The following is a 21581-nucleotide window of genomic DNA, read 5'->3' on the forward strand; positions in this document are numbered from 1 at the left end:
CATGCGTACCGAGGCCGTCGTCGACCTGGCGGCGATTGCCGCCAATGTCGCCACCCTGAAGGCCACCACCGCCGCCGAGGTGATGGCGGTGGTCAAGGCCGACGGTTACGGCCACGGCCTGCTCCCCTCGGCCAGGGCCGCGCTGGCCGGCGGCGCCAGCTGGCTCGGGGTGGCGATGTTGGAGGAGGCGCTGGCGCTGCGCGCGGCCGGCATCACCGAGCCGGTGCTGGCCTGGCTGTGGACCCCGCGCGAGACCGAGGCGCTGCGCGACGCGCTGGCGGCCGGGGTGGACATCTCGGTGTCCTCGCAGCAGGGGCTGGACCTGGTGGTGGCCACCGCCGCGGAGCTGGGCACCCCGGCCCGGGTGCACCTCAAGATCGACACCGGCCTGTCCCGCAACGGCATCACCGCCGCCGAGTGGCCGGACCTGCTGGACGCGACCGCCAAGGCGGTAGCTTCCGGCGTGATCGAGACCACCGGCATCTGGAGCCACCTCGCCTGCGCCGACTCGCCGGGGCATCCGAGCATCGCCCGCCAGGTCGAGCGCTTCGGCGACGCGCTGGACACCGCCCGCAGCCACGGCGTCATGCCGGAGCTTCGCCACCTGGCCAACTCGGCGGCCACGGTGACCCTGCCGCAGTGCCACTTCGACCTGGTCCGGCCCGGGGTGGCCATCTACGGGCTGTCGCCGGTACCGGAGAGGGGCGGCTTCGGCCTGGTCCCGGCGATGACGCTGCGCACCACCATCGCCAACGTCAAGCGGGTCGACAAGGGCGAGGGGGTCAGCTACGGCCACCAGTACGTCACCGACCGCGAGACGACGCTGGCGCTGGTCCCGGTGGGCTACGCCGACGGAGTGCCGCGGGCGGCCACCAACGTCGCCCCGGTCTCGATCGGCGGCCACCGCTACACCGTCAGCGGCCGGGTCTGCATGGACCAGTTCGTGGTCGACCTCGGCGATGCCGAGGCCCGCGCCGGGGACGAGGTGGTGCTGTTCGGCCCGGGCGGAAACGGCGAGCCGACCGCGCAGGACTGGGCGGACGCGCTGGACACCATCCACTACGAGATCGTCAGCCGGGTCGGGTCGCGGGTCCCGCGCAGCTACACCGGCGGAGCCGCCTGATGCGGGTGGGCAAGCTCCCGGCGATCGTCGGCGGCGGCGTCGGGGTGCTGACCGCGGTCGCGGCCACCGCGGTGGCCCAGCAACGCCGGGCTGCGGCTCGCGAGCGGAGCCGGATCGAGACCGGCTCGGCCGCGCTGCTCAGTCCGCCCCCGGTGCGCGAGCAGGGACAGGTGCGCACCGACGACGGCGTCGAGCTGCACTATGAGATCGTCGGAGGGGAGATCGGCGGAGGGGCGGTCGGCGCGGACGCGGGCCTGACCGTCGTGTACGTGCACGGCTACACGCTCAACCTGGGCTCGTTCCTGTTCCAGCGGCGGGCGCTGACCGCGGCGTTCGGCGACTCGGTCCGGCAGGTGTTCTACGACCAGCGCTCGCACGGCCGCTCGGCCCGCGCGCCGTCTGAGTCCTGCACCCTCACCCAGCTGGGGCATGACCTGTACAGCGTGCTCGACCAGCTCGTCCCGACCGGCCCGATCGTCCTGGTGGGGCATTCGATGGGCGGCATGACGGTGATGGCGCTGGCCGACCGGCACCCGGAGCTGTTCCGCGCCTCGCCCGGGGGCGGTCCTGCCCGGGTCGAGTCGGTGGTGCTGATCAACACCTCGTCCGGTGAGCTGAAGAACCTGACGTTGGGCCTGCCCAACGTGCTGGCCCGGCTGCACGCGCCGGTGCTGCCGATCGTGCTGCGCCGGGCTGCCAAGAACGCCGCGCTGGTGGAGCAGGCCCGGGCGATGGGACGCGACCTGGCCTGGGTGATGACCAAGCGGCTGAGCTTCGCGTCCAAGGACGTCGACCCTGCCGTAGTGGCGTACTGCACCACGATGATCTCGGCCACCCCGGTCGACGTGGTGGCGGACTTCTATCCGACCCTGATGGACCACGACGGCCGGTTGGGGGTGCGCAACCTCAAGGACTGCCCGGTGCTGGTGATCGGGGCCGATTCGGACGCGATGACCCCGCTGGAGCACTCCAGGGCGATCGCCCGGGAGCTGCCCGAGGCCCGGCTGGTCGTCGCCGAGAACTCCGGGCACCTGCTGATGCTCGAACATCCGGAGCTGGTCAACGAGCTGCTGGTCGGCGTCGTCGGGGCCGCGCTGGCCGGCCGCCCGGGCGTGGCCGGGTCGGATCAGCCGGTCAGCGCCTGATGGAGCCGTTGGTGGTGTCCTCGCCCACCGCGGCGGACACCCAGGCCTTCGGCCGCCGGCTGGCCTCGCTGCTGCGCCCGGGCGACCTGCTGGTGCTGACCGGCCCGCTGGGCGCCGGCAAGACCGCGCTGACGCAGGGCATCGGCGCCGGGCTGGGGGTGTCCGGCCGGGTGGTGTCGCCGACGTTCGTGATCGCCCGGGTGCATGCCGGCCGGATTCCGCTGGTGCACGTCGACGCGTACCGGCTGGGCTCGCTGGCCGAGGTGGACGACCTGGACCTCGACGTGGAGCTCGCCGACTCGGTGACGGTGGTCGAGTGGGGCGCCGGGCTGGTGGAGCAGCTGGCCGAGGCCCGGCTGCGGATCGAGATAAGCCGGCTGCCCGAGTCGGAGGAGCGGGAGCTGCGGCTGACGCCCGAGGGCGGGGACTGGGCCGACCGGCTGGCGGCGCTGGCCGAGCCCGGCCGGCAGCGATCCGGCGATCCGGCCGCGCACTAGGCTGGCCGGGTGCTGGCTCTGGTTCTGGACACCTCGTCCGCGGCGGTGACGGCGGGGCTGGTCGAGTTCGGTGCCGGCGTGGACCCGGTGGTGCTGGCCGAGCGGGTCACGGTGGACGCCCGGGCGCACGGCGAGCTGCTCGTCCCGTCGCTGCAGGCGTGCCTGGCCGAGGCCGGCGTCTCGATCTCCGAGCTGGCGGCGGTGGTGGCCGGGGTCGGGCCGGGGCCGTTCACCGGGCTGCGGGTCGGGCTGATGACCGCCGCCGCGCTCGCCGACGCCACCGGCCTGCCTGCGTACGCCGTCTGCTCGCTGGATGCGATCGCCGCCGTGCATGCCGAGCGGGACGACCTGCTGGTGGCCGGTGACGCCCGCCGCAAGGAGGTCTACTGGGCGCGCTACCGGCACGGCCGCCGTGTCGGGGAGCCGGCGGTGGCCAAGCCTGCCGAGCTGCCTGCCTCGCTGCTGGCAGGCACGGACGCGATGGCCGGGGCGGGGGCGCGGCTGTACGCCGGCATCCTGGGCCGGCCGCTGCTGGATGGCGACTACCCGACCGTCGCCGGCCTGGCGGCGTGCGCGGCCGAGCGGGTGGCCCACCGGGTGCCGGACGAGGTGCTGACGCCGCTGTACCTGCGCCGTCCGGATGCCGTGGAGCCAGCGGCCAGCAAGCCGGTGAGAACATGAGCGAGCCAATGCCTCCGCACCCGCCAAACGTTCGCCTCCGGCCGATGCGGATCGCCGATCTGGACGCCCTGATGCCGTTCGAGCAGCGGATGTTCGGCCCGGAGGCGTGGTCGCGGCAGGGCTACCTGGACGAGCTGGCCGACACCGAGCTGCGCCACTACATCGTCGCCGAGACGGCCGACCACCAGCTGCTGGGCACCGGCGGGCTGCTCACCATCGGCGAGACCGCGCAGATCCTCACCGTCGGCGTGCTGCCGGCCGCCCGCCGCCGGGGCATCGGCCGGCTGCTGGTCCGGGCGCTGGTCGCCGAGGCCCGCCGGCGCCGGGCCACCGAGGTGCTGCTGGAGGTCCGCGAGGACAACTCCGCCGCGCAGCAGCTGTACGCAGGAGAGGGCTTCACCGTGCTGGGCAGGCGCCGGGGCTACTACGAGCAGGGCCGGGTGGACGCGATCACCATGCGGTGCGCCCTCCCCGATTCCCGCCAGGACCGCCAGGACCGCGAGAACCGCGACACCCAGAACCGCGAGAGCCAGCGCCAGAGCACCGAGAGCCCGCGCCCATGACGGCCGACCAGCCGCTGGTGCTCGGCATCGAGACCTCCTGCGACGAGACCGGCGTCGGCATCGTCCGCGGCGCCGAGCTGCTCGCCGACGCGGTGGCCTCCAGCGTCTCCGAGCACGCCCGGTTCGGCGGGGTGGTGCCCGAGGTCGCCAGCCGGGCGCACCTGCAGGCCATGGTGCCGACCGTGCACCGGGCCTGCGCCGAGGCCGGCGTCGCGCTGGCCGATATCGACGCGATCGCCGTCACCGCCGGCCCGGGGTTGGCCGGCGCGCTGCTGGTGGGGGTGGCGGCGGCCAAGGCCTACGCGCTGGCGCTGGACAAGCCGCTGTACGCGGTGAACCACCTGTCCGCGCACGTCTCGGTGGACCTGCTGGACAACGGCCCGCTGGAGCAGGCCTGCATCGCGCTGCTGGTCTCCGGCGGCCATTCCTCGATCCTGCGGGTGCCCCGGGTGGGTGGCCTGGAGCTGACCGAGCTCGGCGCGACCCTGGACGACGCGGCCGGCGAGGCGTTCGACAAGGTGGCCAGGCTGCTCGGCCTGGGCTTTCCCGGCGGCCCGCTGATCGACCGCGCCGCCCGGGACGGCGACCGGGACGCGATCGCGTTCCCGCGGGGCATGACCGGAGCGCACGACGATCCGTTCTCGTTCTCGTTCTCGGGGTTGAAGACCGCCGTGGCGCGTTGGGTGGAGGCCCGGCAGCGGGCCGGCGAACCGGTGCCGGTCGCCGACGTGGCGGCCAGCTTCCAGGAGGCGGTGGTGGACGTGCTCAGCGCCAAGGCGGTGCGGGCCGCGTCCGAGGCCGGCATCGAGTACCTGCTGCTCGGTGGCGGCGTGGCGGCCAACTCCCGGCTGCGGGAGCTGACCGCGCAGCGCTGCGAGCGGGCCGGGCTGCGGTTGCGGGTGCCGCGGCCGAAGCTCTGCACCGACAACGGCGCGATGGTGGCGGCCCTCGGCGCCCAGCTGGTCGCCCAGGGTGCTGCCCCGAGCGCGCTGGACGTCCCGGCCGACTCGTCGATGCCGATCACCGAGGTGCTGTCCTGATGGCAGGGTCGTCGGCGATGACTGTCACCATGTGGGAGGTTCGAGCCGCCGACGGGCAGCTGGAACAGCTGCTGGCCTGGCTGCTGCCCCGGCTCGGTCCGGGCGCGCAGGTCTATCGCAGCGCTGCCGGCGAGCCGCGGGTGGTGGTGATCGACCCGACCGGCGAGGTCACCGACCGGCTGGCCGGGGTTCCGGCCGGCCTGATCGCCCGGCCGGCGCACGCGTGGCAGTTCGAGGCGGTCGGCAACACAACGCCCGGCCCGCCGCATCTAGGGCAGTAGAGGCAGTGAGGCAGTGAGGGCAGTGAAGGCAGCGAGGGCAGCGAGGAGGCGGGGATGGACTCGGACGAGCGGTTCACCGCGTTCGTCCGCGAGCACACCCAGGCGCTGCTCAGGACCGCCTACCTGCTGACCCGCAACGCCGGCGAGGCCGAGGAGCTGGTGCAGGACACCCTGGCCTGGCTCTATCCGCGCTGGCAGCAGGTGGAGCTCGCCGAGCACCAGCTCGCCTACGTCCGCAAGGCCGTGGTGAACCGGTACCTGGCCGGCCGGCGGCGGCTGTCGGCGACCGAGGTGCACTTCGACACGTCGTGGGAGCGGGCCTCGGACCGTCCGGTGGACCGGGACCGGACTGCCGAGGTGGACGACCGGATCGCCCTGTGGGCCAAGCTCGGCGAGCTGTCGGAGCGGCAGCGGGCGGCGCTGGTGCTGCGGTTCTTCCACGACCTGCCCGATGACGAGGTCGCCGGCGTCCTGGACTGCCGGGTCGGCACGGTCCGCAGCCTGATCAGTCGGGCGCTGAGCACGCTGCGGGTCGCAGGGGACTTCGCCGACGACGCGGTCAGCTCGCAGTACCTGAGGAATGTGACATGAGGGCAACGGGCATGAGGTCGAGCAGATGAGTGGTAAGACGTTGACGGACGAGCTGCGCTCGGTGCTGCTGTACCACTCGCTGGAGGCGCCGCAGCCGAGCGCCACGGTCGACCGGATCCTCAACGACACGGTGGGGTCGGTGGTGGCGCTGGCCCCGGCCGGCACGGCCGCCGATGACCAGCCCAAGCGCGCCCGTCGGGTGTCGGCTCCGCAGTTGGTGGCCGCCAGCGTGATCGCGGTCCTGCTGCTGGCCGTCGCCGGCATCAACTCCGCGCGCAACCGCAACGCCAGCCAGACGGCCAGTCAGGCCGGCCGGGAGCAGGTCAGCCTGCCGGCCTCGGACAACGCCGCGGGCGGGTCCGGGTCGTTCGTCCTTCCGTCCACCGGCGCGCCCAAGGCCGGTCCGCTGAACCCGCCGGCCTACTCCGGCAGCGGGTTGGACTGCGCCACCCTCCCCGGTGGCGGCCGGCTGGCCACCGGGCAATGGGACGACTACTCGCTCAGCAGGGGCGAGGCCGGCTACCTATACGAGTTCCTGTGCGTGGGTCAGAACGGGCAGCGCTCGGCCAGCGAGCTGCTGGTGTTCACGATGGCCGGCGGCAGGCTGCAGTACAAGCAGACCCTGCTGCCCGCGGCCGAGAACCAGCACCTGGACTTCCTGACCGTGGGAGCGGAGACGGTGCGCATCCAGGCCTCGGTGCAGAGCGCGGCGCCCGGCCGGGTGCGCGGTGAGGTGATCTCGACCGCCTGGGACCTGTCGGACGCCGACCCCGGCGATGGCCAGAGCTTCACCGTCGCAGGCCCGTGCCTGCGCAAGGACCTGACCGCCTCGGTGGTCGAGGTGCCCGACGCCGCGGCGCCGTCCTGGCGGCTGATCCTGCGTAACCGCGCCCGCACCGCGTGCGCGCTCGAGGGCTATCCGCAGGTGCGCGTGCAGCGGGCCGGCACGTCGCTGACCACCGCGGTGCAGACCCTGAGCGGGACGGCCGGCGGCATCAGCACCAGGCCGGTGCCGCCGATCATCGTGCTCAGCCCCGGCGCGACCGCCTCGGCGATAATCGAGCAGAGCTCGGCGTCGGCGGCGGGCTCCTGCCAGCGGTCGGACCGGCTCGCGGTGACGCTGCCGAACGGGGTGTCGCTGGGGCTGGTGCCGGCCGAGCTGTCGGCGTGCGGGCTGACCGTCCACCCGCTGGTGGGCAACGTCCGGGGCTCTGACTGACCGCAACCTGACCGCTGCCGGCTGGGAGCGTCAGCGGCCGAGCGGGTCGGCGAGGACCGCCAGCCGCCGGTCGCCGACCCGGGCCAGCAGCACGGTGATCGAGTTCGGGCCGGCCGGCTTCAGCTCGCGGCGCAGCACCGCCGGGTCGACGTCCACGCCGCGTTTCTTGATCTCGACGATGCCGACCTGCCGCCGGGCCAGCTCCGTCCGCAGCCGCTTGACCGAGTACGGCAGCACGTCCAGCACCCGGAAGCCCCGGGCCAACCCAGCCAGCCCCGCCGCCGGGCCGTCTGCCGACAGGTAGGCCAGCTGCTCGAAGATCCGGCAGCCGCCGGGCAGCAGCGCGGCCAACTGCTGCACCAGGCCCGCCCGGATCACCGCCCCGTCGGGCTCGTAGAGGTAGCTGCCCACCGGGCCGACCCGGGGCTCTCCGGCGTCGGCGTCGGTCAGCTGCCGGCCGGCCGGCAGCACCGTGGCCCGCCGCCGGACGCCGCCGGTGGCGAAGCCGGCGGACCAGAGCGCAGCCTCCTTCACCCCGCCGTCGAAGGACACCCACTCGGCCTCCACCCCCGCCGGGATCAGGGCGTGATCGATCCCCGGCCCGATCTTGGCCGCCGCGTGCCGCGCTCCCAGCAGGACCTCGGTGACGAACTCGAAGCTGGGGGAGTAGGCGGCCGGGTCGAAGGTGCGGCCGTGGGCGGTGCGCCGGGCCGGGTCCAGGAACACCGACTCCGCCTCGCGCCAGCCGGATCGCTCGGCCGATCCGGTGCTGATCCGCACCGGCTGCCCGGCGGTGTTGGCCACGGCCAGCGCCGCCGTCACCGGGTCCCGCTCGATCCCGCTGACCCGCAGCCCGGCCCGGGCGAAGGCCAGCGCGTCCGAGCCCAGGCCGCAGCACAGGTCCAGCACCGAGCCCAGCCCCGCCCGGGCGAACCGGGCGGCGCGGTGGTCGGCCACCTCGATCCGGGTGGCCTGCTCCAGGCCCTCGGTGGTGAACAGCAGCCGTCCGGCCAGGTCGCCGAACTTCGTCCGGGCCGCGGCGCGCAGGCCGTCCTGGGTCAGCGCCACGGTGGCCAGCTCGGGCGGCAGCAGCCGACGCACGGCGGCCGCCCGGCGCACCGGATCGGTCTCGGTCACCGACCGGACCAGCTCGATCGCCCGCTCCAGCTCGGAGCGGCCGGCCTGGCTGGTGACGTCGGGAAGCACCCGGCAAGTGTGGCCTAACCGGAGGCGACAATTCCGGCTGCCGGGGTGTCACCGCCTTCGAAGGACGGCGACACCATGTCGGCCGAGCAGCCGACCCCGGTGTTGAGAGCTGGCACTCTCAGAGCTAGAGTGCTAGTCAAGGCACGGCTGACCCCCGCGACGGCAGCTCTGGCCGAACATCTGAACAGACATTCCATTTACCCGTAAGACCCCAGGAGGGGAGCTGAGCGTGACCGCCACCAAGGTCAACATCAAGCCGCTTGAGGACCGCATCGTCGTCCAGGCGCTGGAGGCCGAGACCACCACCGCCTCCGGCATCGTCATTCCGGACACCGCCAAGGAGAAGCCGCAGGAGGGCACCGTCCTCGCGGTCGGCCCCGGCCGCGTCGATGACAAGGGCAACCGCATTCCGATCGACGTCTCCGAGGGCGACGTCGTCCTGTACTCCAAGTACGGCGGCACCGAGGTCAAGTACGCCGGCCAGGAGTACCTGGTGCTCTCGGCGCGCGACGTCCTCGCAGTCATCGTCAAGTAACGCCACGCACCTACCTGAGATGCCCCGGAGCGCGCTGTGCGCCCCGGGGCCTCTCGGCTTCACGATCCCGCACGGCTTCGAGTCCCGCATGCTTCGAAGTCCCGCATGCTTCGAATTTCCGCATGGCCTCGGCGATCCCGCCCGGCGCACGGCCGGCCGCCGCGGATCCGCTGCCGCACGGCATGCGAGACGACAGTTAGAGAGAGGAACCATCCATGGCGAAGCTCCTCAGCTTCAACGAGGACGCCCGGCGCGCGCTCGAGCGCGGTGTCGACAAGCTGGCCAACACCGTCAAGGTCACACTCGGCCCGCGAGGCCGCAACGTGGTGCTCGACAAGTCCTACGGCGCGCCCCTGATCACCAACGACGGCGTCACCATCGCGCGTGAGATCGAGCTGACCGACCCGTTCGAGAACCTGGGCGCCCAGCTGGTGAAGTCGGTGGCGACCAAGACCAACGACGTCGCCGGTGACGGCACCACCACCGCGACGGTGCTGGCCCAGGCGCTGGTCAACTCCGGGCTGCGCAACATCGCCGCCGGCGCCCAGCCCGGCGCCCTCAAGCGCGGCATCGACGCCGCGGTCGAGGCGGTGAGCAAGACGCTGGACGCCGCCGCCACCCCGGTCGAGGGCGAGCAGGGCATCGCTCACGTGGCCACCATCTCCGCCCAGGACGCCCAGATCGGCCAGCTGATCGGCGAGGCGATGACCAAGGTCGGCAACGACGGCGTGATCACCGTCGAGGAGTCCAACACCCTGGCCACCGAGCTCGAGTTCACCGAGGGCATGCAGTTCGACAAGGGCTACATCTCGCCCTACTTCGTGACCGATGCCGAAGGCCTCGTCGCGTCCTTCGACAACCCGTACCTGCTGATCACCACCCAGAAGATCTCCTCGATCGCCGACCTGCTGCCGGTGCTGGAGAAGGTCATCCAGGCCAGCAAGCCGCTGCTGATCGTGGCCGAGGACGTCGACGGCGAGGCGCTGTCCACCCTGGTCGTCAACGCGATCCGCAAGACCTTCTCGGTCGTCGCGGTCAAGGCGCCGTTCTTCGGCGACCGCCGCAAGGCGTTCCTGCAGGACCTGGCCATCGTCACCGGCGCCCAGGTCATCTCGCCGGAGGTCGGGCTCAAGCTCGACCAGATCGGTCTGGAGGACCTCGGCTCGGCCGGCCGGGTCGTGGTGACCAAGGACCTGACCACCGTCACCCACGGCGCCGGCGCCCAGGCCGACATCGAGGCCCGGATCGCGCAGATCCGCTCCGAGATCGAGTCCACCGACTCCGACTGGGACCGCGAGAAGCTGCAGGAGCGGCTGGCCAAGCTGGCCGGCGGGGTGGGCGTCATCAAGGTCGGCGCCTCCACCGAGGTCGAGCTCAAGGAGAAGAAGCACCGCATCGAGGACGCGATCTCCGCGACCCGCGCCGCGGTGGAGCAGGGCATCATCGCCGGCGGCGGCGCCGCTCTGGTGCACGCGCTGCCCTGCCTGGACGAGCTGAGCCTGACCGGCGACGAGGCCACCGGCGTCAACATCGTCCGGGACGCCCTGGTGGAGCCGTTGCGCTGGATCGCCAGCAACGCCGGCCTGGAGGGCTACGTGGTGGTCAGCAAGGTCCGAGAGCTGGACCTCAACGTCGGCCTGAACGCCGCGACCGGCAAGTACGAGAACCTGCTCGAAGCCGGCATCGTGGATCCGGTCAAGGTGACCAAGGCGGCGCTGGCCAATGCGGCCTCGGTGGCCGGGCTGGTGCTCTCGACCGAGTCCGCCATCGTGGAGAAGCCGGCCGAGCCGGAGCCCGAGGGGCACTCGCACTCACACGGCGGCCACTCGCACAGCCACTAGCCGCCAGCCTGGCCCGCAGCTTCCAGCTGAGCAACTCCCCGCTCGCATCGTCCGCTATGCGAGCGGGGAGTTGGCTTCTCAGCTGGCGTAGCTCGCCTGCCTTCTGATCAGCTGGGCACGCTCTTCGGTGGACTTGCCACCCCAGACGCCGTAGGGCTCGCGCGTCTGCAGCGCCCAGTTCAAGCAGGCCTCGGTCACCGGGCAGCGGGCGCACACCTGTTTGGCGGCCCGCTCGCGGCGTACCCGGGAGGGCCCGCGCTCGTTCTCAGGGTGGAAGAAGGTCGAGGAGTCCAGGCCTCGGCAGGCGCCTTGCATCTGCCAATCCCAGTCCTCGGCACGCGGCGCTGGCAAGCGCGAGACATCCGCCATGGTTACCTCCCGAACACGACCCGCACCCGAAAAAAGTGCCAAGTGTTCCGATCAACGATCGAGCGCGGGATAGGTGACGCAGAGTGCCCAACTGAGTGCAAGAAATTTCCGGCGACGCCCGTCAGGCGGTGGGTTCTGCGGGATTTTACCCGTATTGAACACGGCCGGTAGCCATCGCTGAGAGCGCCGTCGGCGCCCGCTAGAGGGTCAGCCGCGCCGCAGGGTCAGCTGCGGTGAGCCAGCGCGTCGGTGAACCCGCGGGCGTAGTCCCAGCTGACGTAGGCGTCGGTGTACGGCTCGGCGGCCGGCTCGTGGACCCCGGTGCGGCCACTGCCCAGCAGGCTGCGCAGGTTGGCCGCCATCAGCGCCCAGGAGAAGTAGTGCTGCTCGCCGCAGTCGGCACAGTCCACCACGATGCCGTGGATCTCGTGCGGGCTCAGGGCCGCCTCGAACTCGATCAGCTCGGCCAGATCGGCGGCGATCTCCTGCAGGTCGGTATCGGTCAGCGGCTCGACCGGGTCCAGATCGTCCAGCAGGTTGGACGGATCGTTGGGGTCCCCCAAGAACGGATCCAGCGGTCCGCTGTGCGGATCGGAGAACGAATCGCGAGAGGTCACCCGTCAACGGTAACGCCCGCGAGCCGGTCCGTTCCAATTCTTGCGGATTTCTTTATGCGGATTTTTTGGGCCCGCGGCTGGTCAGAGGTCGGCGATCGCAGCCAGCGGCGGGGTGCGGGCCGCCCGGACGGCGGGCCACAGCGCCGCCAGCACGCCGACCACCGCGGCCAGCACCAGCATCAGCACCGCCTGGCCGATCGGCGCCGAGATCTGGTCCAGGCCCTGCTCACGCAGCGTCCGGACGAACAGCGAGCCGAACGTCAGCCCCAGCGCCACCCCGACGATCGCCCCGAACACCGCGATCAGCATCGACTCCAGGTAGATGGTGCGCCGCAGCTGCGGCCGCAGCACCCCGACCGCGCGCAGCATGCCGATCTCGCGGCGGCGCTCGACCACCGACAGCGCCAGGGTGTTGATGATGCCCAGCACCGCGATCACGATGGCCAGCGCCAGCAAGCCGTACAGCACCGCCAGCAGCGCGTTGATCTGGCGGGCGCCCTCGCCCTTGAACTCCTCACGGTCCTGCACCTGCACCACCACCAGCGGGTCGGTGGCCTGCTCCAGCCCGGTCCGCAGCGCGGCCAGGTCGGCGCCCGGAGCGGCCTTGATCAGCACCACCTCGTCGCTCAGCACCCGGCTCGGGGTCAGCTCGCGGTACAGGCTGCCCGAGGTGAGCCAGTTGCCCATCAGCTGGCTGTTCTCGTAGATGCCGCCGACGGTGCCGGTGACGGTCTGCTGGTCGGCGGTCAGCATCGGCACCGTGCTGCCGACGCGCAGGTTGTTGTCGGCGGCCCACTTCTGCGACACCAGCAGGTTGCGCCCGGTCAGGTCGTCGCTGCCCTGCAGGATCCGGTAGCGCAGCACCTCGGCCAGCGGGCCGTCCACCCCGGTGCCGAACTCGGTCCGGTTGTCGATCTTCACCTGCGCCGGGTGCAGCGCCACCGTGGCAGCCACCCCGCTCACCTTGGCCACCGCGGGCGCGGCCGCCACCGGGACGCCGATCGCCTCCGGCCCGGTGAGGATGTAGTCGGCGGTGACGTCGTTGTCGACCAGGCCGTTGATGCTCTTCTTGGCCGAGGCGCCGAACACCGCGATGGTGGTGACCAGCATCAGGCCCAGGGTCAGCGCGAAGGCGGTGGCCGCGGTCCGCCGGGGATTGCGCACCGCGTTGGTGCGGGCCAGCCGGCCGACGGTGCCGAACACCGGGCCGAGGCCGGCGCCGAGCACGCCGATCACCGGACGGGACAGCGCGGGCGCGCCGAGCAGCACGCCCAGGATCAGCCCCAGCGCGCCCAGCCCGATCAGGCCGGCCGCGCCACCGCCGGGCTTGGCCGTCGCGCCGGCGACCAGGCCTGCCGCTCCGAGCAGGGCGGCTGCCACCCCGAGCGCGGTGCGCCGGCGCAGCGACGTCCCGGTCGAGGCGAACTCCTCGCGCATCGCGGCCACCGGAGCGATCTTGGCGGCCCGCCGGGCGGGGGAGTAGGCGCTGAACATGGTGACGCCGATCCCGATGGCCAGCGCGATCAGCACGGTGCGTGGCCGCAGCTGCAGGGCGCCGGACGGCAGCCCGACGTTGAACGCGTTGAGCAGCGCCCGCAGCCCGTAGGCAAGGCCCACGCCGCCGGCGATGCCGATGGCGCTGCCGACCAGCCCGACCAGGGCCGCCTCCAGCAGCACCGAGCGGCTCACCTGGCGGCGGCTGGCGCCGATCGCCCGCAACAGCGCCAGCTCCCGCAGCCGCTGGGCCACCAGCATCGAGAAGGTGTTGTAGATGATGAAGGTGCCGACCAGCAGCGCGATGGCGCCGAAGGCGAGCAGGAAGTAGTTGATGAACTTCAGGGCGTTGCTGATGTCCTGCTTGACGTCGTGGCGGACCTGGTCGCCGGTCTTGGCCTTCAGCTCCGGCAGCGCCTGGGCGATCCGGTCGCGCAGCTCGGTCTGGGAGACGCCGTCGCCGGCCACATCCACATAGCCGACGTGCTTGCCGTCGGTGAACAGCTGCAGCGCCTGCGGTTGCGGGAACAGGGCGCCGATGTAGCCGCCGGTCTCGGTCTTGGTGTCGTAGATGCCGGTCAGGGTCACGTCCAGGAGCCCTTGCGAGGGCACCAGCACCTTGGCGCGCGAGCCGACGGTCAGCTTGCCCAGCCTGGCCGCGCCGGGGTTGAGCGCGATCTCGCCCGCCCGGGTCGGCGGCCCGCCGGCCGTGAAGGTGAACTGGTCGCCGATCTGCTGCTCCCTCGGCAGGTAGGACAGCCCCACGCTGGGCGCGCCGCCGCCCTTGACGGCCTTGCCGTCGGAGCCGAGCAGCACGATCTGGCCGGTGATGCCCGGCTCGACCGTCCGGACGCCGGGCACCGCGCGCAGCCGGTCCAGGTCGGTCAGCGGGACGCCGCTGCTGTTGTCGTCCCGGGCCGAGACCCGGACGTCCACACCTACCGCGGTGTCGTCGAAGATGCCGTCGAAGGTGCGCTGCAGGGTGTCGGTGAACACGAAGGAACCGGCCACGAAGGCGGTGCCGAGCACCACCGAGAGCACGGTGAGGGCCAGCCGGATCTTGTGCGCGGCCAGGTTGCGCAGCGACACCTTGCGCATCGCCGCGGCCGCGGTGACGGCCGGGACGGCTTGCCTGCCGGAGCTGCCGGGCCTGCCGGAGTCGCTGGGCCCGCCGGGTTCGGTCAAGGTGCTGGATGCGGTGGCCATCTCAGATCTGCTCGAGGTTCTTCATCCGGTCCAGCACCGAGTCGGCGGTGGGAGCCCGCATCTCGTCCACGATCTCGCCGTCGGCGAGGAACACCACCCGGTCGGCGTAGCTGGCCGCGCGCGGGTCGTGGGTGACGATCACGACGGTCTGGCCGAGCTGGCTGACCGAGCTGCGCAGGATGCTCATCACCTCGCCGGAGGAGCGCGAGTCGAGGTTGCCGGTCGGCTCGTCGCCGAAGATGATCTCCGGACGGCCGGCCAGCGCCCGGGCGCAGGCCACCCGCTGCTGCTGGCCGCCGGACAGCTCCGAGGGCCGGTGGTCGAGCCGGTCGGCCAGGCCCAGGGTGTCGATCACCGACGTCAGCCACGCCTGGTCCTCGGCGCTGCGGCGCCGGCCGGCGATGTCCATCGGCAGGGTGATGTTCTCCAGCGCCGTCAGCGTCGGCACCAGGTTGAACGCCTGGAAGACGAAGCCGATCCGGTCCCTGCGGAGCTGGGTCATCTTCTTGTCCGACAGGCCGGTCAGCTCGGTGTCACCGATCCGCACCGAGCCGGAGCTCGCGGTGTCCAGGCCCGCCAGGCAGTGCATGAGCGTCGACTTGCCCGAGCCCGAAGGGCCCATGATGGCGGTGAACTCGCCCCGGGCGAAGTCCGCCGAGACCGAGTTCAGGGCGCGCACCTGGGTGTCGCCGCTGCCGTAGATCTTGGTCAGGCCGATCGCCTGGGCGGCCACGCCGCGCTGCCCGCCGGCCGCACCCGGCGTGCCGTCCGGAGTGCTGCCGTCCGGAGTGCTGCCGTCCGAGGCGCTGCCGTCCGAGGCGCTGCCGCTCGGGGTGGTGACGGGCGAGTTCATGAGGCGTGCCTTTCGACTGTTCTCGGGCCCAGGACCGCGTGCCGGGCCGGGAGGTATCCACTGCAGCTGAGACTTCCGGATCGGGCTGGGAGTGGGGAGCGGGGAATACCCTGATTTCCCCCTGAGGTTTTGCTCACCAGCAGGTCGGTCAATCGGGGATCAGGTCGTGGTCGCCCCCTAGGATGGGTTACCGGCATCGAGGAGTTCGCGTGCACACCAACCACCCGTCAGATCCTGGAACCACCGCGCCTCCCGGGCACAGTGACGTCGCCGACTCCAGTCCCGCCGCCTCCAGTCCCGCTGCCTCCAGTCCCGCTGCCTCCAGTCCCGCTGGCCCCGACGCGGCGCCCGGCGCCAGCCCCGTTGCTGGCTCCACCGCGGTGACCGACGACAGCACGGTCGCCGACTACCGCACGGCCGACCGGAGCGCCCGTCCCCAGGGGTACAGCCTGCCTGATGTGCCCGAGAGCGTGCCAGCGAAATTCGCCGCCCTGGGGCTCACCTTCGACGACGTGCTGCTGCTGCCCGGCGCCACCGACGTGATCCCCAGCGAGGTGGACACCTCGGCGTGGCTGTCGCGCAACATCAGCCTGAAACTGCCGCTGGTGTCGGCGGCGATGGACACCGTGACCGAGGCGCGGATGGCGATCGCGATGGCCCGCCAGGGCGGCATCGGCATCCTGCACCGCAACCTCTCGATCGAGGAGCAGGCCCAGCAGGCGGATCTGGTCAAGCGGTCCGAGGCGGGCATGGTCACCCACCCGGTCACCACCTCGCCCACCGCGACGCTGGCCGAGGTCGACGCGCTGTGTGGGCGCTACCGCATCTCGGGGCTGCCGGTGGTCGACGGCGACGGCCTGCTGGTGGGCATCATCACCAACCGGGACCTGCGCTTCGAGACCGACTACTCGCGCCGGGTCGCCGAGGTCATGACGCCGATGCCGCTGGTGACCGCGCAGGTCGGCGTGCACAAGGACGTGGCGCTCGGCCTGCTGGCCAGGCACAAGATCGAGAAGCTGCCGCTGGTCGATGCGGCCGGCCGGTTGCAGGGCCTGATCACCGTCAAGGACTTCACCAAGAGCGAGCAGTTCCCGCTGGCCACCAAGGACCCGTCCGGACGGCTGCGGGTGGGTGCTGCGGTCGGCTTCTTCGACGACGCCTGGAAGCGCGCCATGGCGCTGGTCGAGGCGGGGGTGGACGTGCTGATCGTCGACACCGCCAACGGGCATGCCGCCGGTGTCACCGACATGATCCGCCGGCTCAAGGCCGAGCCCGCCGCCGCGCACGTGGACATCATCGGCGGCAACGTCGCCACCCGGGCCGGTGCCCAGGCGCTCGTCGATGCCGGCGCCGACGCGGTCAAGGTCGGGGTCGGGCCGGGCTCGATCTGCACCACCCGGGTGATCGCCGGGGTCGGCGTCCCGCAGGTCAGCGCGATCTACGAGGCGGCGCTGGCCTGCCGTCCGGCCGGGGTGCCGGTGATCGGCGACGGTGGCCTGCAGTACTCCGGTGACATCGCCAAGGCGCTGGCCGCCGGGGCCGACACGGTGATGCTGGGCTCGCTGCTGGCCGGTTGCGAGGAGTCGCCCGGCGAGCTGGTGTTCATCAATGGCAAGCAGTTCAAGTCCTACCGGGGGATGGGGTCGCTCGGCGCGATGCAGACCCGCGGCCGGGCCAAGTCCTACTCCAAGGACCGGTACTTCCAGGGGGACGTGACCGACAACGACAAGCTGGTGCCGGAGGGGATCGAGGGGCAGGTGCCCTACCGCGGCCCGCTCGCGGCGGTGGCCTACCAGCTGATCGGCGGGTTGCGGCAGTCGATGTTCTACACCGGCGCGCACACGATCGACGAGCTGCAGCGCAACGCCCAGTTCGTCCGGATCACCGCGGCGGGGCTGAAGGAATCGCACCCGCACGACATCCGGATGACGGTGGAGGCGCCGAACTACAGCGGTCGCTGACCGGGGCGGCGCTTCGGTGGCGCCCGTGGAACGCACCGGCTGCCCGGCCTCTAGGGTGCGGGCATGACTCTTGCAGGCAACCTCGCGGGCGGCCTTGCCGACAAGGCCGCCGAACTGCGCCGGCTGCACACCGATCCCGAGCTGCTGGTGCTGGTCAACGTCTGGGATGTGGCCAGCGCCAAGGTGGTCGCCGGGTTGCCGGGCTGCCGCGCCGTGGCGACCGCCAGCTACTCGATCGCGGCGTCGTACGGCTATCCGGACGGCGAGGTCATGCCCGCGTCGCTGATGATCGAGGCCGTCGGCCGGATCGCCGCGGCGGTTGCGCTGCCGGTCAGCGCCGACCTCGAGGCCGGCTACGGCGATGTGGGCGAGACGGTCCGCAAGGCTATCGGGGTCGGTGTGGTCGGGGCCAACATCGAGGATCAGATGCGCCCGCTGGACGAGGCGGTGGCCGGAGTGCGAGCCGCGGTCAGGGCCGGTGAGGCCGAGGGTGTGCCGTTCGTGCTGAACGCCCGCACCGACGCGTACCTGCTGGGCGATGACCGCGACCCGGCGGACCTGCTGGCCGAGGCGATCGAGCGCGGCCGGGCGTTCCTGGACGCCGGCGCCGACTGCGTGTTCGTCCCCGGCCGGCTGGACGCGGCGACCGTGCGGCAGCTGGTCGAGGGGATCGGCGAGCGCAAGGTGAGCGTCCTGGGGCTGCCCGGCACCCCGGAGCCGCGCGAGCTGGCGGAGCTCGGCGTCGCCCGGGTCTCCTTCGGCCCCTGGTCCCAGCGGGTCGCCATGACCTCGCTCGCTGATGTCGGCGCTGACCTGCTCGCCGGCGCCGGCCTGCCCAGCTAGGCACGCGACGTCAGCTGACAAGCTTGCCCGGCGGCTCATGGCCGGACATTGCGCTGCGGTTCCTGGCGTGGATCCAGCCACGCCGGCGGGATGAACCAGGGCACGCCGTCGCGCATGGTGATCTGCCAGCCGCCGGTGTCGATCCGGTCATGGTGGTAGTCGCAGAGCAGGCAGAGGTTGTCCAGATCGGTCCGGCCGCCTTCGCGCCACGGGATGATGTGATGCCGCTCGGTCCACTCGGGCGGATCGGCGCAGCCGGGAAAGCTGCAGCCCTGGTCACGCGCGATCAGCGCGAGGGTCTGCTTGTCGCTGGCCACCCGGCGGGTGGTGCCGTAGTTCAGGATGCCGCCCTTGCTGTTGTGCACGATCCAGGCGATCGCTGCCTGATCGGCAAGCCGGAGTGCCTGGTCGATGCTGAGCTGCTGCCCGTAGCTGGTGGCCGCAAGGCCGGCGCCGGTGTGGAACTGCTCCGCGGTCATGGTGATCAGCACCGTCGCCGGGACGCCGCCGGCCGCAGGCAGCTCGCCAGCGCGCAGGGCCAGCTTCAGCACGGCGCGGAAGGCATCGTGCATCCGCTGCCCGGCAGTGCGCTCGTCCCGCTCGCCGCCGGCCAATGGTTTTGGGTGCGGCCAGCGAGTGCAGCACCGCCATCGCCAGGGCCGCGGTCTCGGCGTCTAGGTCGGCGGTAAGCCGGTGCATCCCGTCACCGTTCGGCACGCAGGTCAGGAACCGCCGCCGCTGCTGGCTGCGCTCCTCGGCCAGCCGCCCGTCGGGATCCAGAATGTCCAGCAACCGGCGGGCGATTCCGGCCAGAGTGGCAGCGTCGAAGCGGCGCGCCTGCTCGACCAGGAACGCCTCCGCGTCCGCCTGCTGCTCGACCGGCAACTGGGCAGCACGCAGCCTGGCCATCGCGGAGATGATCACTTCGACCTGCCGTCCGGTGAGGGCGCCCTCGGCGCGGGCTGCTGCTGTGACGGGCAGCAGTGGGGCCAGCCGCTCGCCGGTCAGGCTGGTCCGCGGCCCGAGCGCGTGGGCGTGCCGCACCCGGGCGCCACTCTCAGCCGGCGACAGGGTGAGCAGCCCGGCCAGCAATTGCTTCGAACCGCGCAGCACGTATCGACCTGGCAGGTTGCGGGCCTCCAGCTCGGCGATCAGCACATGGTCGAGCGCTTCCAGTTGGCGACGGGCCCGCTCGGCCAGCCGCAGCACCTCGAGCACATCGTCATCGGCGAGGCCGGAGAACGAGCACCCGGCCAGCTCGGCGACAGCTGCAGGCACGGTCGAAGCAGCCAACACCACCGCGTCCGAGCTGGCCATCACCGTCATACATCAGACACTAAAGCAAGGGTCTGACAATACTGCTCAGCAGAGGATCAGCCGTCTCCACAAGCGGTTTCTTGAACCACGGAGGCCCCGTCAGCCACAGCAACCACAAGCGATCACTCGCCGATAGCCGACTCCGGACGCCACAACTCCAACGTAGGAATGCCGGGCGTCTCGAACCCCAGCACCTGCCCGTAGAACGACAGCTCCGCCTCCCGCGAGTGGATCTGCGTCTCGGCCCGCCGGAAGCCGTGCGACTCACCGGCATAGGCGAGGTACGCGTGCGGAATTCCCTTTGCTATCAGGGCATCCCGGAACATCTCCGACTGGGACGGCGGCACCACCGGATCGTCCAGGCCCTGCAACAGCAGCACCGGGCACGACAGCCCGTCCACATTGTTCAGCGGCGCGCGCGACTCGTACAGCGGCAGCGCCTCCGGCAGCGGGCCGATCAGCCCGTCCAGATAACGGGATTCGAAATCGTGGGTGGCCTGGGCGAACTTGACCAGCTCGGCGACGCCGAAGTAGGACGCGCCGCAGGCGAACACCTTCGTCCCGGTCAGCGCCGCCAGCACCGTCCAGCCACCCGCCGACCCGCCCTGGATCGCCAGCCGGTCCCCGTCGGCCAGCCCCTCGTCAGCCAGCCCGCGCACCACGGCCACGGTGTCCTCGACGTCCACGACTCCCCACTGCCCGCGCAGCCGTTCCCGGTACTCCCGGCCGTACCCGGAGGAGCCACCGTAGTTGACGTCGACCACGCCCATCCCGCGGCTGGTCAGGTAGCCGACGGCCAGGTTCACCGTCGGCGACACCCGCGCGGTCGGCCCGCCGTGCACGAAGGCGACGTACGGCGGCAGCTCACCCTCCGGCGCCTGGAAGTCCGGGTTGTTCGGCGGGTACACCAGGGCGTGGACGTCACGGCCACCCGGTCCGGTGAAGGTCATCGGCCGCGCGTCGGGCAGGTAGGCCATCGGCGGCAGCTCATCATTGCTCAGCCGCACGTCGGTCAGCTCGCCGGTGCTCAGGTCCAGCGTCCGCAGCCCGGTGTCGGTCCGGGCGCCACCGCAGGTCAGCACCGCGTGGCCGTCCGACGTGCTGTCCAGCCCGATCGTGGTCACGTCACCGAGGTCGATGTCGGTCAGCTCGCCGGTCGCCGGGTCCAGCACCGCCAGCCGGTCCAGGCCCAAGGTCCGGACGGTCAGCAGCCGGCCGTCGCCCAAGGGGAAGTACCAGTGGCGCCCGAGCTGCCACAGCGGGCCGGCGAAGTCCTCCGAGCGGGGGCAGAGCGGTTGCGGGGACGCGCCGTCGGCCAACGCGACCCGGTACAGGTTCCACCAGCCGGACCGGTCGCTGATCACGAACAGGCTGTTCTCGTCGGCCCATTCCGGCTGCAGCACCGACTCGGTGGTCGAGCCCATCAGGGTCCGCCACGGCCCGCAGACGCCGTCGGAGGTCAGCTCGGCCACCCGCAGCTCGGTGCCGTCCCACGGCATCTGCGGATGCTCCCAGGCGATCCAGGCCAGCGTGCTGCCGTCCGGTGACACCCGCGCGTGTGCCAGGAAGTGCGAGCCGGACACCACCGACCGGATCCGGGACGGGTCCTCGGCGGCCGAGCCGTCCAGCGGCACCGCGCAGACGTCACGGGTGATCGCGCCGTCGGCCTGGTGGCTCTCGCGGATGCACCACACCTCGGCGCCGTCGGCGGACAGCTGCGGCTCGGCATAGCGCAGGCTGGCGGGCTCGGGGCCCACCGGGGTCAGCGGCTCCGGCTCGGACGCCCCCGCGGCCAGCCGGTACAGCCGCTGGTCGGTGAACTCGGCGAACAGCAGGCTGCCGTCCGGGCCGGCCGTCCAGGACGCGCCGCCGTACTCGTGCACCCGGGTCCGGGCGTTCCACGGCGCCGGCAGGATGTCCTCGGGCTCGCCGTCGGCGCCGAGCCTGCGGACGGACTGGCGGCCGGCCTCGGCGGGCCGCGCCTCGGTCCACCACAGCTGACCGCCGACATAGCGTCCGCCGCCGACCGGATGCTGGCTGCGGACCAGGTCGGCCGCGCTGATCGGTGAGGTCCACGAACCGTAAGGGGCTGTCTGCATGAGGCAGATCATGCCTGGTGCCGGGCGCGCCTGCCGCACGGACCTGAAAACGGCCGCTCATGGCTGAAACGACGACCGCTCAGGCTTGGGGACGGCGTGC

The 21581-nt window shown here is 72.1% G+C and carries 20 protein-coding genes and 1 pseudogene; 13 read left to right on the top strand and 8 right to left on the bottom strand.

Going from position 1 to position 21581, the window contains the following annotated elements:
* The first annotated feature begins 1 nt into the window (after nucleotide 1).
* Genes alr through VF612_RS12260 form a run of 9 tightly spaced genes read left to right on the top strand, consistent with a single transcriptional unit; the run spans nucleotide 2 to nucleotide 7140 of the window.
* Complete coding sequence (gene alr, locus VF612_RS12220; protein ID WP_408660127.1) at nucleotides 2–1123, top strand: alanine racemase; 1122 nt, start codon at nucleotides 2–4, stop codon at nucleotides 1121–1123.
* Nucleotides 1123–2268 (top strand): alpha/beta fold hydrolase, encoded by a 1146-nt coding sequence (locus tag VF612_RS12225; RefSeq protein ID WP_408660128.1) that lies wholly within the window; start codon nucleotides 1123–1125, stop codon nucleotides 2266–2268. The genes alr and VF612_RS12225 overlap by 1 nt, the downstream gene beginning before the upstream one ends.
* Nucleotides 2268–2765, top strand: a complete 498-nt coding sequence (tsaE, locus tag VF612_RS12230) for a tRNA (adenosine(37)-N6)-threonylcarbamoyltransferase complex ATPase subunit type 1 TsaE (protein WP_408660129.1) — start codon at nucleotides 2268–2270, stop codon at nucleotides 2763–2765. Before VF612_RS12225 ends, tsaE begins: the two co-directional genes overlap by 1 nt.
* 9 nt (nucleotides 2766–2774) lie before the next feature.
* Nucleotides 2775–3446: a tRNA (adenosine(37)-N6)-threonylcarbamoyltransferase complex dimerization subunit type 1 TsaB gene (gene tsaB, locus VF612_RS12235; RefSeq protein WP_408660130.1), complete on the top strand. Its 672-nt coding sequence runs from the start codon at nucleotides 2775–2777 to the stop codon at nucleotides 3444–3446.
* 8 nt (nucleotides 3447–3454) lie between these two features.
* Nucleotides 3455–4009 carry a ribosomal protein S18-alanine N-acetyltransferase gene (gene rimI, locus VF612_RS12240; RefSeq protein WP_408660196.1) on the top strand — a complete coding sequence of 185 codons (555 nt, stop codon included), beginning with the start codon at nucleotides 3455–3457 and terminating at the stop codon, nucleotides 4007–4009.
* Entirely contained in the window at nucleotides 4006–5049 is a 1044-nt protein-coding gene (gene tsaD / locus VF612_RS12245) for a tRNA (adenosine(37)-N6)-threonylcarbamoyltransferase complex transferase subunit TsaD (protein ID WP_408660131.1), read from the top strand. The genes rimI and tsaD overlap by 4 nt, the downstream gene beginning before the upstream one ends.
* Nucleotides 5050–5066: 17 nt before the next feature.
* Nucleotides 5067–5330, top strand: a complete 264-nt coding sequence (locus tag VF612_RS12250; protein WP_408660132.1) for a hypothetical protein — start codon at nucleotides 5067–5069, stop codon at nucleotides 5328–5330.
* Between the two features lie 54 nt (nucleotides 5331–5384).
* Nucleotides 5385–5921 (top strand): SigE family RNA polymerase sigma factor, encoded by a 537-nt coding sequence (locus tag VF612_RS12255; protein ID WP_408660133.1) that lies wholly within the window; start codon nucleotides 5385–5387, stop codon nucleotides 5919–5921.
* A 25-nt stretch (nucleotides 5922–5946) separates the two neighbouring features.
* Nucleotides 5947–7140 carry a DUF4232 domain-containing protein gene (locus VF612_RS12260; RefSeq protein ID WP_408660134.1) on the top strand — a complete coding sequence of 398 codons (1194 nt, stop codon included), beginning with the start codon at nucleotides 5947–5949 and terminating at the stop codon, nucleotides 7138–7140.
* A 30-nt stretch (nucleotides 7141–7170) separates the two neighbouring features.
* Here VF612_RS12260 and VF612_RS12265 read toward each other — a convergent pair whose 3' ends face one another.
* The gene (locus tag VF612_RS12265) at nucleotides 7171–8346 is read right to left on the bottom strand and encodes a class I SAM-dependent methyltransferase (RefSeq protein ID WP_408660135.1); all 1176 of its coding nucleotides are present in this window, start codon (nucleotides 8344–8346) and stop codon (nucleotides 7171–7173) included.
* A 223-nt stretch (nucleotides 8347–8569) separates the two neighbouring features.
* Between VF612_RS12265 and groES the strand changes: the two genes are divergently transcribed.
* Together groES and groL are read left to right on the top strand one after the other, a co-directional pair.
* A complete protein-coding gene (groES, locus tag VF612_RS12270; protein WP_408654731.1) occupies nucleotides 8570–8881 on the top strand; it encodes a co-chaperone GroES in 312 nt (103 codons plus the stop codon).
* Nucleotides 8882–9096: 215 nt separating this feature from the next.
* The gene (gene groL / locus VF612_RS12275) at nucleotides 9097–10722 is read left to right on the top strand and encodes a chaperonin GroEL (protein ID WP_408660136.1); all 1626 of its coding nucleotides are present in this window, start codon (nucleotides 9097–9099) and stop codon (nucleotides 10720–10722) included.
* A gap of 78 nt (nucleotides 10723–10800) precedes the next feature.
* Here groL and VF612_RS12280 read toward each other — a convergent pair whose 3' ends face one another.
* The 4 genes from VF612_RS12280 to VF612_RS12295 form a co-directional block, all read right to left on the bottom strand.
* Nucleotides 10801–11091, bottom strand: coding sequence for a WhiB family transcriptional regulator (locus tag VF612_RS12280; protein ID WP_408660137.1), 291 nt, complete (start codon nucleotides 11089–11091; stop codon nucleotides 10801–10803).
* Nucleotides 11092–11315: 224 nt separating this feature from the next.
* Nucleotides 11316–11708 carry a DUF5319 family protein gene (locus VF612_RS12285; protein ID WP_408660138.1) on the bottom strand — a complete coding sequence of 131 codons (393 nt, stop codon included), beginning with the start codon at nucleotides 11706–11708 and terminating at the stop codon, nucleotides 11316–11318.
* Nucleotides 11709–11789: 81 nt separating this feature from the next.
* The gene (locus tag VF612_RS12290) at nucleotides 11790–14300 is read right to left on the bottom strand and encodes an ABC transporter permease (RefSeq protein WP_408660197.1); all 2511 of its coding nucleotides are present in this window, start codon (nucleotides 14298–14300) and stop codon (nucleotides 11790–11792) included.
* Between the two features lie 109 nt (nucleotides 14301–14409).
* Entirely contained in the window at nucleotides 14410–15261 is an 852-nt protein-coding gene (locus VF612_RS12295) for an ABC transporter ATP-binding protein (RefSeq protein WP_408660139.1), read from the bottom strand.
* A gap of 449 nt (nucleotides 15262–15710) precedes the next feature.
* On the opposite strand from VF612_RS12295, the gene guaB reads away from it, so the two are divergent.
* Together guaB and VF612_RS12305 are read left to right on the top strand one after the other, a co-directional pair.
* Entirely contained in the window at nucleotides 15711–17222 is a 1512-nt protein-coding gene (gene guaB / locus VF612_RS12300; RefSeq protein WP_408660198.1) for an IMP dehydrogenase, read from the top strand.
* A gap of 63 nt (nucleotides 17223–17285) precedes the next feature.
* A complete protein-coding gene (locus VF612_RS12305) occupies nucleotides 17286–18065 on the top strand; it encodes an isocitrate lyase/PEP mutase family protein (protein ID WP_408660140.1) in 780 nt (259 codons plus the stop codon).
* 35 nt (nucleotides 18066–18100) lie between these two features.
* On the opposite strand, the gene VF612_RS12310 is transcribed toward VF612_RS12305, so the two are convergent.
* From VF612_RS12310 to VF612_RS12320, 3 genes and pseudogenes are all read right to left on the bottom strand, one after another.
* Nucleotides 18101–18382 (bottom strand): HNH endonuclease signature motif containing protein, encoded by a 282-nt coding sequence (locus VF612_RS12310; RefSeq protein WP_408660199.1) that lies wholly within the window; start codon nucleotides 18380–18382, stop codon nucleotides 18101–18103.
* Between the two features lie 18 nt (nucleotides 18383–18400).
* A pseudogene (locus VF612_RS12315) lies at nucleotides 18401–19391 on the bottom strand (DUF222 domain-containing protein); the annotation flags it as partial.
* 113 nt (nucleotides 19392–19504) lie between these two features.
* A complete protein-coding gene (locus tag VF612_RS12320; RefSeq protein ID WP_408660141.1) occupies nucleotides 19505–21481 on the bottom strand; it encodes a S9 family peptidase in 1977 nt (658 codons plus the stop codon).
* Nucleotides 21482–21581: the final 100 nt, after the last annotated feature.

It is taken from the genome of Jatrophihabitans sp. (genome assembly GCF_036388195.1).
GTDB lineage: Bacteria > Actinomycetota > Actinomycetes > Mycobacteriales > Jatrophihabitantaceae > Jatrophihabitans_A.

What these genes read in the sequence shown, in the direction of transcription:
- VF612_RS12225 (WP_408660128.1), top strand. Translation starts at nt 1,123, where the DNA reads ATGCGGGTGGGCAAGCTCCCGGCGATCGTCGGCGGCGGCGTCGGGGTG.
- tsaD (WP_408660131.1), top strand. Translation starts at nt 4,006, where the DNA reads ATGACGGCCGACCAGCCGCTGGTGCTCGGCATCGAGACCTCCTGCGAC.
- VF612_RS12295 (WP_408660139.1), bottom strand. Translation starts at nt 15,261, where the DNA reads ATGAACTCGCCCGTCACCACCCCGAGCGGCAGCGCCTCGGACGGCAGC.
- VF612_RS12255 (WP_408660133.1), top strand. Translation starts at nt 5,385, where the DNA reads ATGGACTCGGACGAGCGGTTCACCGCGTTCGTCCGCGAGCACACCCAG.
- VF612_RS12320 (WP_408660141.1), bottom strand. Translation starts at nt 21,481, where the DNA reads ATGCAGACAGCCCCTTACGGTTCGTGGACCTCACCGATCAGCGCGGCC.
- rimI (WP_408660196.1), top strand. Translation starts at nt 3,455, where the DNA reads ATGCCTCCGCACCCGCCAAACGTTCGCCTCCGGCCGATGCGGATCGCC.
- groL (WP_408660136.1), top strand. Translation starts at nt 9,097, where the DNA reads ATGGCGAAGCTCCTCAGCTTCAACGAGGACGCCCGGCGCGCGCTCGAG.
- VF612_RS12305 (WP_408660140.1), top strand. Translation starts at nt 17,286, where the DNA reads ATGACTCTTGCAGGCAACCTCGCGGGCGGCCTTGCCGACAAGGCCGCC.
- VF612_RS12280 (WP_408660137.1), bottom strand. Translation starts at nt 11,091, where the DNA reads ATGGCGGATGTCTCGCGCTTGCCAGCGCCGCGTGCCGAGGACTGGGAT.
- VF612_RS12250 (WP_408660132.1), top strand. Translation starts at nt 5,067, where the DNA reads ATGACTGTCACCATGTGGGAGGTTCGAGCCGCCGACGGGCAGCTGGAA.
- tsaE (WP_408660129.1), top strand. Translation starts at nt 2,268, where the DNA reads ATGGAGCCGTTGGTGGTGTCCTCGCCCACCGCGGCGGACACCCAGGCC.
- VF612_RS12260 (WP_408660134.1), top strand. Translation starts at nt 5,947, where the DNA reads ATGAGTGGTAAGACGTTGACGGACGAGCTGCGCTCGGTGCTGCTGTAC.
- VF612_RS12290 (WP_408660197.1), bottom strand. Translation starts at nt 14,300, where the DNA reads ATGCGCAAGGTGTCGCTGCGCAACCTGGCCGCGCACAAGATCCGGCTG.
- alr (WP_408660127.1), top strand. Translation starts at nt 2, where the DNA reads ATGCGTACCGAGGCCGTCGTCGACCTGGCGGCGATTGCCGCCAATGTC.